This is a genomic window from Streptomyces sp. NPDC044704, assembly GCF_056433525.1.
The window spans coordinates 76,106-89,218 of sequence record NZ_JBWKGY010000008.1; the positions used below are offsets into that span (position 1 = coordinate 76,106).

The following is a 13,113-nucleotide window of genomic DNA, read 5'->3' on the forward strand; positions in this document are numbered from 1 at the left end:
GGGGTGTCACCTATCCCGGGAGGGCATGCGATGGACGGTCGGCCGGAGACCCTGGCGGAGTTCACCCAGTGGACCGAGGAGAGGTACGGCCCGCAGACGGCCCTGCGGTTCCGGGCGGGGTCGGACGGATGGCGGACCAGGACCTACGCCGAACTCGCCGCGGCCGTACGGGCGGCCGCGCGGGCCCTGATCGGCCCCGACCTGGCCGTCGCCGCGGGCGAGCGGGTCGTGGTCCTGGCGGAGACCCGGCCGCGGTGGACGTACACCCACTTCGCGGTGCTGGCCGCCGGCGCGGTCCTGGTGCCCGTCTACCCGACGGCGGGGGACGAGGAGCTGGCCTGGGTGCTGTCCGACTCCGAGGCGGTGGTGGCCGTCTGCGACGACGCCGCCCAGGCGGCCCGGGTGGAGGCGCTGCGGCCCGGACTGCCCGCGCTGCGGGCGGTCGTACGGATGGACGCGGTCACCGAGCGTGCCGCCGCCCCGGAGGCGGCCCTGCGGGCGCGGGCGGCCGCCGTGACCCCGGCGGACGACGCCTCGATCGTCTACACCTCGGGCACGACGGGCCTGCCCAAGGGCTGCCGCCTCACCCACGGCAACTTCGGGGCCGTCCAGGACGGCACGCTCCCGCTGATCCGGGGCGGCCCGGGGGACTCCACGTACCTGTACCTGCCGCTGGCGCACCTGCTGGCGCAGCTCATCCAGTTCACGACGCTGCTGGAGGGCGGGGAGCTCTGCTACTTCGGGGGCCGGGTGGAGGACGTCCTGGCCGAGCTGGCCGAGGCCCGGCCCACCCACCTGCCGTCCGTGCCCCGGCTGTTCGAGAAGGTCCACTCGGTGGTGCTGGCCCTGGCGGAGGGGCAGGAGGGCGGCCGCGCCCGCTTCGAGGAGGCCGTCCGGCTGGGCGTGCTGGCCGCGGAGGGCCGCCTCCCCGAGGAACTGCGGGCCGCGCACGAGGCCGCGGACCGGTCCCTGTACTCCCTGGTCCGGGCCGCCTTCGGGGGCCGCCTGAAGTGGGCGCTGACCGGCGGCGCCCCGATCGCCCCCGCCACGCTGGACTTCCTGCGCGCCTGCGGGATACGGGTCTTCGAGGGCTACGGGATGACCGAGTCCGGCGGGGTGATCAGCCTCAACCACCCGGAGGCCGTCCGCTACGGCACGGTCGGCCGTCCCGTCGCGGGCTGCGAGGTCCGCATCGCGGCGGACGGGGAGATCCTGGCCCGGGGCCCCATGGTCTTCCCCGGCTACCACGCCAACGCCGACGCGACGGAGCGCACGCTCGACCCCGAAGGCTGGCTGCACACCGGGGACCTGGGCGAACTGGACGCCGACGGCTTCCTCTCCGTCACCGGCCGCAAGAAGGAACTCGTCATCACCTCCGCCGGCAAGAACATCACCCCGACCGAGGTGGAGTTCGCCGTCCAGGCGGCCTCCCGGTACGTCTCGCGGGCCGTCCTGATCGGCGACCGGCGCCCCCACCCGGTCGCCCTGATCACCCTGGACGGAGCGGAGGTCGCCGCCTGGGCGGCCCGGCGCTCCCTCGACCTCGGGGACCGTCCGGGCGCCCATCCGGAAGTGCTCGCCCTGGTCGGTGAGGCCGTCGCCGCGGCCAACGCCACCGTCTCCCGCCCGGCCCGCATCCGGGCGTTCCGGGTCCTGGACGAGGAGTTCTCGGTCGGGGCCGGGACGCTGACCCCGACGCTCAAGCTGCGCCGGGGCGCGGTCGCCGAACGGTACGCGGCGGAGATCGAGGCGCTGTACGGGGGCTGACGGGCGCCTCGGGCTCCGGGTCAGCCCCGCAGGGCCCGGCCCAGCCGCTCAAGGCCCTCGGCGATCTCGCCGGGGGTGTGCGTGGTGAACGACAGCCGGAGCGTGCGCGGGTCCGGGGCGCCGGTGAAGAAGGGGGCGCCGGGCACGTAGGCCACGTCGTGGGCGACGGCCGACTTCAGCAGGGCCGTCGCGTCGTACCCCTCGGGGAGGCGGGCCCACACGAACATGCCGCCCTCGGGGCGGTTCCACTCCGAGCCCGCCGGGAGCGCCGCGCCGAGGCCCGCCAGGAGGGCGTCCCGGCGGGCCCGGTAGGCCTCGCGGACCGTGGCCACGTGGGCGTCGAGGTCGTGGGCGGCCAGGTAGTGCGCGGCGGCCAGCTGGTCCACCGTCGAGGTGTGCAGGTCGGCCGCCTGCTTCGCGACGACCGCCGCACGGCGCAGCGCGGCCGGGGCGCGCAGCCAGCCGAGGCGCAGCCCCGGGGCCATCACCTTGGAGAAGCTGCCGAGCAGGGCCGTGCGGTCCTCGGCGCCCGGGTGGGCGGCGAGCCACGGCACGTGGGTCCCCTCGTAGCGGAGGTCCCCGTACGGGTCGTCCTCGACCAGCCAGAGGCCCCGGCGGGCCGCGATCGCCGCCACCTCGGCCCGGCGGGCTCCCGGCAGGGTGCGGCCGGTCGGGTTCTGGAAGGTGGGGACGGTGTACAGCAGCTTGGGCCGCTCCCGGACGAGGACCTCCTCCAGGGCGTCGGGCAGGAGCCCCTGCCCGTCGCAGGGGACGGGTACGACCCGGGCTCCCGCCAGGCCGAAGCACTGGAGGGCCGCCAGGTAGGTGGGGTTCTCGACGAGCACCGTGTCGCCGGGCTCCAGGAGCGTGGCGGCCAGCAGGGCGAGCCCCTGCTGGGAACCGGTCGTCACCAGGACCTCGTCGGCGGTGGTGGCCAGGCCCCGCGCCCCGGCCCGGGCGGCCACGGCCTCGCGGAGCTCGGGGGCTCCCTCGGTGGTGGAGTACTGGAGGGCCCGGGCGCTGGTGGCGCCGCTGAGGGCGGCCGCGTAGGAGGAGCGCAGTCCGGCCGTGTCGAAGAGTTCGGGGGCGGGGAGGCCGCCGGCGAAGGAGATCACCCCGGGGCGTTCGGTGAGCGCCAGGATCTCCCGTACGGGCGAGCCGCCCACCGAGACGGCGCGGGCGGCGAAGGCGGGCAGGGGCCGGGGCTCGGCGTGGGCGCTCATGGGGGCTCCTTCGGGCGGCGGGTGGGCGCAGCCTAACGGCGAAAGGTGCAGACGGCACCTACTCGTCCGCCAGGTGAACGCCGCCCACCCCCTCCCCAACTGACGCATCATCAGATACACCGGTGCCATGACCACAGACGAGCGAGCAGCAGACCGGGACGAGAGCGACGGCCGGGGCACCCGGGCCGATGACTACGCCGCGCTCGCGGCCGTCGGCCCCTACGGGGTCCGGCCCGGACACGCGCTGATCACCATGGTGGAACCGCACCCGGGCCACGAGTTCGCGTACAACCGCTGGTACGAGGACGACCACTACTACGCCGGCGCCATGGCCATGCCGTGGATGTACGCGGGCCGCCGCTGGGTGGCCACCCGGGAGCTCCAGGAGCTGCGCTACCCGGAGAAGTCGGCGGTCGCCCAGCCCGTGACCGCCGGGTGCTACCTCTCGACGTACTGGGTGACCGAGGGCCGCTACGACGAGCACATGAAGTGGACCGTCGGCATCAACAAGCGGCTGAACCGCGACGGCCGCGTCTACCGCGACCGCACCCACGTCTTCACCGCCTTCCAGGACCACGCGGCCACCGTCTACCGCGACGGTGCCGCCGGCCCCCGGGACTTCCACGCCCTGGACCACCCGTACGCCGGGCTGGTGCTCCAGGTCGTCGACGCCGAGGGCCCCGGACAGCGGGCGGAGCTGTTGGAGTGGCTGCGCTCGCGGGCCCTGCCGCAGCGGCTGAACGGTTCTCCTGCGGCGATGGTGACGGTCTTCGAGCCGACGCCGCTTCCCGGCGACCGGATGACCTACGTCAAGCAGGTCGAGGGGGTCGGCAGCCGGCTGACGCTGCTGTGGTTCCTGGAGGCCGACCCGCGGACCTGCTGGGACCGCTTCCGGGATCTGGACGCGGAGGTCGCGGAATCGGGGCTGGGCCGGGTGGAGCTGGTGGCCCCGTTCGTTCCCACGGTGCCGGGCACCGACCGGTACGTCGATGAACTCCGGTAGCCGTTCGGGCTGACCGTGCCGCCGAGGGGTGCGTGCGGGCACGGCCGAGCCCCCTCGGCCAGGACGGCGGGCCGGTCGAGAGGGCTCTGGTCAGTGGTACGGGGACAACGGTCGGAGTGGATGCCGAGGGGTTCAGACGAGGCGTCCCGGCCGGCCCTCGATGACGTCGGCGACGAAGGAGGTCCAGGAACCCGGCGCGAAGGTGAGGGACGGACCGTCCTGCACCTTCGAGTCGCGGACCGAGATGGACTCGACCACGGGGGACTTGACCTCGACGCAGGCGCCGTTTCCGCCGGAGTACGAGGACTTGGTCCAGTTTTCCGTGGCGCCCTGACGAATAGCCATGTTTCTCTCCGGTTCAGCGAGTAGTTCCGGTGTCGTGCCAGCCAATTCCCCGGCTGACGTGATCGACGCTACCCGCACCTCCCGAGGGGTGAAGGAGGCATTCACTCGACCGGGTGGCATATTCCATTCAGGCCTTCTGTGGCCGGGGATGGACGGTGTACCGTACCGGGCCCTCCGTCATCCCCTGCCACTTCCGCCACCTCGGTCACGGGTGTTTCGGGCCCCGCTACCCCGCTTTGACGGCGTAGTGGCCGATGATCTCCGAGATGAACTGCCGGGTCTGCTCGACATTGAGCGCCTGGGCGCGCAGGTGCTCGTACATCACGCTGTACTTCTGAACGTCGTTGGCCTTCTCCAGGTACAGGTCGCTCGTCACGCCCTCGATGTAGACCACCGTCGAGTCCGAGGCGTCCGGGAATTCCAGAATGGCGTACTGGCCGTTCACGCCGGGGTGCGCGCCCATCGAGAAGGGCATCACCTGCACCGTGATGTACGGCTGCTCCGACTGCTCTATCAAGTACTCCAGCTGCCGCACCATCAACTGCGGGTCGCCGACGTGCCGGCGCAGCGCGGCCTCGTCGATCACCGCCCACAGCCGCAGCGGCCCGACCTCGGGGTTGTTGTTGTCCGTCTCCGACAGCCGCTTCTGCCGGTGCATCCGGACCTGGACGCGCTTCTCCACGTCGGCGGGCGCCGTCTCGGGCAGGGCGCCGCGGATCAGGGCCTGCGCGTACTCGGGCGTCTGGAGCAGCCCGGGGACCATCTGCGGCTCGTAGGTGCGCAGGCTGGCCGCGTCCGTCTCCAGACCGATGTAGACGCTGTACGGGATGTCGCCGAAGGCGTGCCACCAGCCCTGCTGGCGGGAGTCCTTCGCCATCTGCATGAGCGAGTCGACGAGCCGCGGGTCCTCGACCTCGTACACCTCGCACAGGTCGCGGACGTCGCGCTGGCTGATGGACCTGCGGCCGTTCTCCAGCCGGCTGATCTTCGACTGGGAGACGAGGAGGCGTTCGGCGACCTGTTCGGCCGTCATGCCCTTGTCCTCGCGGAGTTTGCGCAATTCCATGCCCAGTCGGCGGCGTCGGACGGTGGGATTGACATTGGACGCCACGGGTCGGCACCTCTCTCTGTGTGTCTGGTGTTCAGCAGACTGCCACCGAAAGGCGCGACGCCGCTGGCGAACGGGCCGGAAATGCGGACGCGCGGGCTGGCGGGGCCGGTGGTCCGGCCCCGCCACCCCGCGCGAAGGCGTCCTGCGGACCGGGTCTTTGGGGGACTACCGGCCGAGGCGCTGACAATGCGGTGGAGCGGTGCGGCAGTAGTCCCCGCGATGGGTCAAGGGGTGTCGCGGACACTACGGGTTTTCGTGCGTGGTCCTACGGGTCGTACGGGTCCTACGTGTTCTACGGGTCGTACGTGTCCTACGGTTCGTGCCCGGTGCCGCTGTCGCCGCCGTTCAGTGCGCGGCCACCCGTGCCATCGCACCCGTCCGGCGCGGTTGCAGCGGTACGCCGCCGTTCGCCGGCGGCCGGGCGGCCGGCGGAGCCGGAGCACGGTCGCGGCGTGGCTGGGCGGCCACACCGTTCTGGACGTCCATCACGGCGTGCGCCACGAGTCCGCCCATCGGGTCGTGCCGGATCAGGTCCCGCAGCCGGGACCTGGACGACCGCCCCTCGTTGCCGGGGTACAGGTGCTTGCCGAGTCCGACCGCGTGGGCCAGAGCGGCGAGCGCCGCGGTCCGCGGGTCCGGCGGTACACCGGTGCGGATCGCACTGTCGAGCCGGGCACGGATCTCCCGGCTGATCGCCGTGTCGGTCGCCTGGTAGCGAGTCGTCGGCAGCACCCCGCACATCTGTCCCGCGACGGCATGGACCATGCCGCAGCGCTCCAGATGAGCGAGGTAAATCTGGCGGAGCCCCAGCCGGGGTCCGCCGATCCAGTGGACGGCCCGTACCGGGCTGCCGCGCCTGCGCAGCAGTTCCAGTGCGGAGTCCAGAGTCGGATCTCCTGTCGGCCGTGGCATCACCACGGCGATACGATCCCCATCAGGGGCTATCCGTCCTGCCAGAGCCAGCTCCACTAGCTGTGCCCCGGCCAGGCCGAGGTCGAGCGACTGCGGCTGCGCCGTGGTTCCCGTGGTCGGGTCCAAGGCGAGCAGCAGAAGCTCCTCCGGAATTGTTCTGCGGCTCCTGCCCATCCATGCCTCCCCGCGTGGATGAGTGACAGGGTGACGCCTCTCACATTCATCTGTCGAGAGCGCGTGGCCGCTTTGTGCGGGAACCCGCAGCTATGTCGTTCTCGTCTAGCACGGGGGCGATGCCCCCTAGACGGGACACTGTTAGACGGTTCGGACAGTGACCGGACGGCGATCGAGGAGGAACGGTGGCGGGCGAGTCCCCCGACAAGTCGGTAGATGAAGGAGCGTCGGGGGCGGCGGAGTCCTCCTCCGCGGAGCGGGATCCGAGGCTTTCGGTGTTCCAGCCGCGCGACCCCCTGAAGGAGGCCGTCGCGGCCTGGGTCGCCACGGCCGAGCCGGCCGCGTCCGGCGGGAAGGCGGGCGCGGACACGGGTACGGACGCGGGCGCCGAGACCGAGGCGTTCGAAGCCGTCACCGCTGCGGAACCGTCCCCCGGTCGGGTGGACTCCCCGGCCGGGCGCACCAAGCCCTCCGGGGTCGTACGGCAGGCCTTGCCGGCGGACGCGGAGCAGAAGCCGGATTCCGCTTCCGGTGAGGAGCCGGGCGGGTCGGACGAGCCGGCCGTGACGGCTTTCGGCGTAGTGAAGTCCGGTTCCGGTTCTGATTCCGGTTCTGATACTGGTTCCGCTTCTGGTCCGGCGCGGGACCCGCGGAGTGCGGGGAAGCCCGCCGGGGAAACCACGTCCGAGGCGGGCAAGCCCGGACTCGCGAGGGCGTTCGGCGCCGCGAAGTCCGGCTCGGCCGCGGCGGATGCGGAGCGGGCCGGGGAGTCCCGGGCGGTCGAGAGTGAGCGCACGGCGGTGTTCCGTGCCGTGAAGCCGGATTCCGCTTCGGTGGACTCGCCGGCCGGGTCGGACAAGCCCGAGGTGACGGCGTTCGGCGTGGTCAAGCCCGGTTCTGGCTCCGGATCAGGTTCCGGTTCTGGTTCCGCTTCTGGTCCGGCGCGGGACCCGCGGGGTGCGGGGAAGCCCGCCGAGGAGACCGGGGCTGCGAAGTCCGGTCCGGCCGAGGCGGATGGGAAGCGGGCCGGGGAGTCCCGGGCGGTCGAGAGTGAGCGCACGGCGGTGTTCCGTGCCGTGAAGCCGGATTCCGCTTCGGCGGACGCGCCGGCCGGGTCGGACAAGCCCGAGGTGACGGCGTTCGGCGTGGTCAAGCCCGGTGCTGGCTCCGGTTCGGGTCCGGGTTCCGCTTCCGGTTCCGGTCCGGCCCCGGACCAGGGGAAGAAGCCGGGCGCGGAATCCCGCACCACGGCCTTCGGGGTGGTCAAGCCCGAGCAGAAGCCCGCCGCGCCCGACAGCGAGCGGACCGCAGTGTTCCGCACGGTACGGCCGGATGCGGCTCCCGACGCCCCGGCGAAGCCCGCCCCGGGCTCTCCGGGCGCCCCCGGCAAGACCTCTTCCGAGGCCCCGGACACCGGCGACGAGCCCGCTTCCGCCGCTCCGCGTGTCCCGGGCACGCCCGCTTCCGGTACTCCCGCTTCCGGCACCTCCGCTTCCGAGGCTCCCGGCAAGCCCGCGTCCGACGCTCCCGGTGCCCCCGGCGGTCCGAAGCGGCCTTCCGAGGGCTCCGGGTCCGCGAAGGGCGCTGAGGACCGGGCGGAGGACGGCCAGGACAGCCGTACCGCCGTGTTCCGGGCCGTGAAGGCCGACTCCGCGCCCTCCTCTCCCTCCGCGCCCGCGAAGGCTCCGAAGGACGCCGAGTCCGACAGTGAGCGGACCGCGGTGTTCCGTGCGGTGAAGCCGGATGCGGCCCCCGCCGCTCCCGGCAAGCCGGCCACCGGCGCTCCGGGCCTTCCGAAGCGCCCCTCCGCCGCAGGCTCCGGGCCCGCGACCGGCGCGAAGGGCAAGGAAGGCGGCCGGGACGGCCAGGACGGTCAGGGCCGCCCGAGTACCCCGGGCGCCAAGAAGGACGGCCAGGACACGGGCTCCGACAGCGAGCGCACCGCCGTCTTCCGGGCCGTGAAGCCGGGCACCGCCCCGGCCCCCGCCCCCGCCCCGGCTCCGGCCGGTGACGCCCCGAAGGCGGGGGAGCGCCAGTCCAGCACCTTCGTACCGCTGCGCGGTGACGCCCCCGCCCCGCCGAAGCCCGCGCCCGCACCCGCACCCCCGGCCCCCCCGGGGCCCGCCGCGAACCGGCTCGACCCCAGCGAGCGCACCACGCAGCAGCCGCTGCCGCCGAGGCCGCCGCTGGACATGCTGGCGGACCTGACGAACAACCCGCCCCCGCCGCCCAGCCCGCTGCGCACCGCGGTCCGGCGGTTCAAGATCTACGCCCCGGTCGTGCTGCTGCTGGCCGTCGTCCTCGCCGTCGTGCAGCTGGTGCGCCCGCTGCCCGCTCCGAAGCTCGCGATGACCGCGAAGGCCACGTACGCCTTCCCCGGCGGGAAGCCCGAGCTGCCCTGGCCCACCGAGGGGCAGGCCTCCATGGCCGCCGCCGGCCTCGGCACGATCGGCTCGTCCGGCGAGCAGAAGCCCGTGCCGATCGCCAGCGTCACCAAGTCGATGACGGCGTACATCATCCTGCGCGACCACCCCTTCAAGAAGGGTGAGAAGGGCGCGATGATCGACGTCGACAAGACCGCCGAGACCGAGGGCCAGAAGGACAAGTCCGACAACGAGTCGACCCTCAACACGGTCAAGGAGGGCGACAAGATCTCGGAGTACGACGCCGTCGCCGCCCTCATGATCCCGTCGGCCAACAACATCGCGCGGCTCCTCGCGCGCTGGGACTCCGGTTCCCAGGAGGCGTTCGTCAAGAAGATGAACGACACCGCCAAGGAACTCGGCATGACCAACACCACGTACACGGACCCGTCGGGCCTCGACGCGACCACGGTCAGCACCGCCGAGGACCAGGTCAAGCTGGGCCTGAAGATCGTCGAGATCCCGGCCCTGATCGAGATCACCAGCAAGCCCAGCTGGGTCGACCCGTCCGGCAAGACCTGGCCCAACTGGAACCGCCTGGTCCCGTACAACGACTCGCTCGGCATCAAGACCGGTACGACGACCAAGGCCGGCGGAAACCTCCTGTTCGCCGCCCAGAAGAAGATCGGCGGCACCAACCAGCTGATCGTCGGAGCGGTCCTCGGACAGCACAAGCCGCCGATCATCGACAGCGTCATCGCGGCGAGCCGGACCCTGCTGGTCGCCACCCAGAAGTCCCTCGAAGGCGCGACCGTCGTCAAGAAGGGCGAAGTCGTCGGGTACGTCGACGACGGCCTCGGCGGCCGGACCCCGGTCGTCGCCACGGCCGACGTCCAGGCGGTCGGCTGGTCCTCGCTGACCGTGGACATCAAGCTGGGTGACGGGGGCGCCAAGCTCCCCGAGACCGCCAAGGCCGGGACCGAGGTCGGCGTGCTGACCGTCGGCGAGGGAGCCAGTCAGGTGAAGGTGCCCGTGGCGCTCAAGACCGAGCTGGCCGCGCCGGGCATCGGCAGCAAGCTGGTCCGCGTCGGCTGACCGCTGCTGCGCCGCGGCGCCCCGGGCAACCCCGGGGCGCCGCGGCGCGTCTAGGGGACCGGGACGGGGCTCGCGCGCCGTGCCGTGTCGTGTCGGGAGAGAGCGTCATCAGTGACCACCGCTGAGCAGCACCAGCAGTCCGGGTCCTCCGAGCAGTCGGGCCGGCCGGGCGGCCTCGCCGCGCCGTCGGCACCGTCCGGGTCCTCGGGCGCGTCCGGCTCCCCCGGGGCCGGGGAGCAGCCGTCCGCGGCCTCCGGGGCCGGGGAGCAGTCGTCGGTGCCCGCCGGGCCCGAGGGCATAGGGGCCCGCCTGCTCGGCCGGGCGCACCGGCATCCGGTGGCCGTCGCCACCGCGCTCGCCGCCGTCCTGCACGTCGTCTGGTTCTTCACCTTCGCCAACAGCGGCGGCGACCTGGCCGCGCAGGACGCGTGGGCCGAGTTCGTCGGCCGCCACCCCGACACCGCGTACAACCTGGCCTGGTACGGGGGCATGCACCCGGTCTCGTACAGCGTGGTGTCCCCGTACGTCATGCACATGATCGGCGTCCGGACCACGATGATGATCGCCGGGACGGCCTCGGCCGGGCTCCTCGCGCTGATCCTCACCCGCTGCCGCGGCGCCGTCCGGCGCCCCCTGTGGCCGGCCCTGGCCGGGGTCTACGGGCTGCTGTGCAACGCCCTGTCCGGCCGGGTCACCTTCGGCCTCGGCGTGCTGTTCGCGCTCGGGGCCGTCGCCGCCGTCTTCTGCTGGCCCCGCCGGTGGGCCCGGCGGCGCTGGGCCAAGGCCGCCGTCGCCGCACCGCTCGCCGGGCTGGCCACCGCCGCGAGCCCGGTCGCGGGCCTGTTCCTCGGGGTGATCGCCGCCGCGCTGTTCCTGAGCCGGCGGCGGCCCGGCGCGTACGCCCTCGGGCTGGCCCCGGTGGCCGTCGTCGGGCTGTCGGCGTGGCTGTTCCCCTTCTCCGGGACGCAGCCGATGAAGCTGGGTTCCGCCTGGCTGCCCTTCGTGTTCGGCCTGGCCCTCGTCTTCCTCGTGCCCGCGCGGTGGAAGACCGTCCGGATCGCCTCCGCCGTCTACGCCCTCGGCGTGTTCCTGACCTGGGCGATCGACTCCCAGGTCGGTTCGAACGTCACCCGGCTGGTCATGCTGTTCGGCGGCGCGGTGTTCCTCGCCGCCGTCCCGTACACCGCCCCGCGCTCGCGGCGCCGGCGCCTGGTGCTGCTCGGGTTCGCCGGGCTCACCGTATGGATCACCACCAACAGCGTCACCGACATCGTCCGCACCACCCCGGTGGCCGCCTGGAACCGCGAGCTGGCCCCGCTCGTCGACCGCCTGAAGAAGGCGGACGCCGACCGCGGCCGGGTCGAGGTGGTCCCGGCCAGCAGCCACCGCGAATCCTCGGCCTTCCCCTCGTACGTGAACCTGGCGCGCGGCTGGAACCGGCAGGCCGACCTGGAGCGCAACCCGCTCTTCTACGACGACACCCTCACCGCCGAGAACTACCGGGCCTGGCTCGAACGCTGGGCCGTGCACTACGTGGTCCTGCCCGCCGGCAAACCCGACTCGGGCGGGGAGGACGAGGCGAAGCTCGTGCGCGGGGGCCTGCCGTACCTGCGGCAGGTGTGGGGCGACGAGAACTGGCAGCTGTTCGAGGTGCAGGACCCCACGAGCCTGGTGGCCGGACCCGCGACGGTGGTGCGGGCGGGCGCCGACCAGCTGGTCATCGACGTGAAGCGGCGCGGCCGGGTGCTGGTGCGCATCCCGCACTCGCCGTGGCTGGGCCTGGTGGACTCCGAGGGCAAGGCGGTCCTGCCCCCGCAGGAGACGTTCTCCTCGAAGGCGCGGGGCGCCTCCGCGAAGCCGAAGGAGTACGCGAACACCGCCGGGTGCCTCTTCAAGGCGGCCCCCGACGACGCCGGGGACGTGTGGACGGAGCTGCTGGCCCCGGTGGCGGGGGAGTACCGGGTGTCCGCGAAGTACCAGCTGCCCCGGGGAACGCCCTGCCCGGAGGAGCTGGTCCGCGCCACCCTGGGGACGCCGGAGCGGCCGTCGCCGTCGGCGGCCCCGACGGCGCCCTGAGCCGTCATTCTTGCTGCAAGGGATTTCTTTACGTCTTGCTCCGGGTGCATTGCTCCGTATATCTGCATACGATCCGAGTAGTCCGATTGGGTGCTTCCCGAGGGAGTTGACGACGGGATGAGCAAAGAGCAGAAGCAGGACGTCCAGGCCGCGATCGCGAAGGCGACGGAACAGGTCCAGCTGCCCCGTACGGCCGGTCACGGCTTCGACGGTCCGGTCCGGAGCAAGGTCAAGGGCGGGGCGCACACCAAGGCGGCCCTCAAGCGGGCCGGAACTCCCCAGGGCGACCGGATCGGCGAGCGCAGCAGAGGCCTGAGCTGACGGCCGCGCACTGCCCCGGCCCATGACGTGAGCGGCCCTCCCGGCTCCTGCCGGGAGGGCCGTCGTCGTCCCGGCACCGCCTCAGCGTGTGGTGCGGCCGACGACGGCCCGCGGTCTATAGGTTGGACGGGTGCACCGCCTCTTCCGATGGCCCCGCCGATCCGACCACACCGGGACGGCCTCGCGGACGGAGCACGCGGGCGCGGTCTACGGATCGCTCCTCGCGGCTTCGGTGATCGCCACGGCCAGCGCGGTCGGTGCCTTCCCGCGCCTCCAGCTCATCGTGCTGCTCCTCGTGACGGGCGCGGTCTTCTGGGCGGCCCACGTCTACGCGAACCTCGCCGCCGAACGGCTCGTCGGCCGGTCCGTCGGCTGGGCCGAGGTCCGGGGGACCGGACGGCGCGAGCTGCCCATCATCGAGGCGGCCGTACTGCCGGCGGCGGCAGTGGCGGTGAGCCCGCTCCTGGGACTGGGGCTGAGCGGCACGGCGTGGCTCGCCCTGGCCGTGACGGGGGTGCAGCAGTTCACCTGGGCCCTGTTCGGAGCCCTGAACGCCGGCGCGTCCCGCACCCAGGCGACCGTCGAGGGCCTGGTCAACCTGCTGTTCGTGCTGCTCATCGTGGCAGCGAAAGCAGCCGTCGGCCACTGAGCCACCGATGTGCCCCCGGCGCTGTCGGAGGGCGACGTCAAACGGCCCGGAGCATGATCGCTCCGGGCCGTCGT

At 73.1% G+C, this 13,113-nt stretch carries 10 protein-coding genes; 6 read left to right on the forward strand and 4 right to left on the reverse strand.

What is annotated here, in order from left to right; all coding sequences use genetic code 11:
* Nucleotides 1-30: 30 nt before the first annotated feature.
* Nucleotides 31-1,767: an AMP-dependent synthetase/ligase gene (locus AC07B0_RS21035; RefSeq protein ID WP_478898703.1), complete on the forward strand. Its 1,737-nt coding sequence runs from the start codon at nt 31-33 to the stop codon at nt 1,765-1,767.
* Nucleotides 1,768-1,787: 20 nt separating this feature from the next.
* Here the strand turns inward: AC07B0_RS21035 and AC07B0_RS21040 are convergent, their stop codons facing one another.
* The gene (locus AC07B0_RS21040) at nt 1,788-2,990 is read right to left on the reverse strand and encodes an aminotransferase-like domain-containing protein (protein ID WP_356872293.1); all 1,203 of its coding nucleotides are present in this window, start codon (nt 2,988-2,990) and stop codon (nt 1,788-1,790) included.
* 127 nt (nt 2,991-3,117) lie between these two features.
* Here AC07B0_RS21040 and AC07B0_RS21045 point away from each other — a divergent pair, with 127 nt between their 5' ends.
* Nucleotides 3,118-3,993: a hypothetical protein gene (locus tag AC07B0_RS21045; RefSeq protein WP_469382243.1), complete on the forward strand. Its 876-nt coding sequence runs from the start codon at nt 3,118-3,120 to the stop codon at nt 3,991-3,993.
* Between the two features lie 132 nt (nt 3,994-4,125).
* Here the strand turns inward: AC07B0_RS21045 and AC07B0_RS21050 are convergent, their stop codons facing one another.
* The 3 genes from AC07B0_RS21050 to AC07B0_RS21060 form a co-directional block, all read right to left on the reverse strand.
* Nucleotides 4,126-4,338: a DUF397 domain-containing protein gene (locus tag AC07B0_RS21050; protein ID WP_356872289.1), complete on the reverse strand. Its 213-nt coding sequence runs from the start codon at nt 4,336-4,338 to the stop codon at nt 4,126-4,128.
* Nucleotides 4,339-4,564: 226 nt separating this feature from the next.
* Complete coding sequence (locus tag AC07B0_RS21055) at nt 4,565-5,449, reverse strand: helix-turn-helix domain-containing protein (RefSeq protein WP_356872287.1); 885 nt, start codon at nt 5,447-5,449, stop codon at nt 4,565-4,567.
* 345 nt (nt 5,450-5,794) lie between these two features.
* Nucleotides 5,795-6,535, reverse strand: a complete 741-nt coding sequence (locus AC07B0_RS21060) for a GOLPH3/VPS74 family protein (RefSeq protein WP_356872285.1) — start codon at nt 6,533-6,535, stop codon at nt 5,795-5,797.
* Between the two features lie 185 nt (nt 6,536-6,720).
* Here AC07B0_RS21060 and AC07B0_RS21065 point away from each other — a divergent pair, with 185 nt between their 5' ends.
* The 4 genes from AC07B0_RS21065 (at nt 6,721) to AC07B0_RS21080 (ending at nt 13,039) form a co-directional block, all read left to right on the forward strand.
* Nucleotides 6,721-9,993 carry a D-alanyl-D-alanine carboxypeptidase family protein gene (locus AC07B0_RS21065; RefSeq protein WP_469382242.1) on the forward strand — a complete coding sequence of 1,091 codons (3,273 nt, stop codon included), beginning with the start codon at nt 6,721-6,723 and terminating at the stop codon, nt 9,991-9,993.
* Between the two features lie 111 nt (nt 9,994-10,104).
* Entirely contained in the window at nt 10,105-12,069 is a 1,965-nt protein-coding gene (locus AC07B0_RS21070; RefSeq protein ID WP_478898704.1) for an MFS transporter, read from the forward strand.
* Between the two features lie 117 nt (nt 12,070-12,186).
* Nucleotides 12,187-12,390, forward strand: coding sequence for a hypothetical protein (locus tag AC07B0_RS21075; protein ID WP_356872281.1), 204 nt, complete (start codon nt 12,187-12,189; stop codon nt 12,388-12,390).
* 130 nt (nt 12,391-12,520) lie between these two features.
* Nucleotides 12,521-13,039 (forward strand): hypothetical protein, encoded by a 519-nt coding sequence (locus tag AC07B0_RS21080; protein ID WP_356872279.1) that lies wholly within the window; start codon nt 12,521-12,523, stop codon nt 13,037-13,039.
* The last annotated feature ends 74 nt before the right edge of the window (nt 13,040-13,113 follow it).

What these genes read in the sequence shown, in the direction of transcription:
- AC07B0_RS21035 (WP_478898703.1), top strand. Translation starts at nt 31, where the DNA reads ATGGACGGTCGGCCGGAGACCCTGGCGGAGTTCACCCAGTGGACCGAG.
- AC07B0_RS21040 (WP_356872293.1), bottom strand. Translation starts at nt 2,990, where the DNA reads ATGAGCGCCCACGCCGAGCCCCGGCCCCTGCCCGCCTTCGCCGCCCGC.
- AC07B0_RS21045 (WP_469382243.1), top strand. Translation starts at nt 3,118, where the DNA reads ATGACCACAGACGAGCGAGCAGCAGACCGGGACGAGAGCGACGGCCGG.
- AC07B0_RS21050 (WP_356872289.1), bottom strand. Translation starts at nt 4,338, where the DNA reads ATGGCTATTCGTCAGGGCGCCACGGAAAACTGGACCAAGTCCTCGTAC.
- AC07B0_RS21060 (WP_356872285.1), bottom strand. Translation starts at nt 6,535, where the DNA reads ATGGGCAGGAGCCGCAGAACAATTCCGGAGGAGCTTCTGCTGCTCGCC.
- AC07B0_RS21075 (WP_356872281.1), top strand. Translation starts at nt 12,187, where the DNA reads ATGAGCAAAGAGCAGAAGCAGGACGTCCAGGCCGCGATCGCGAAGGCG.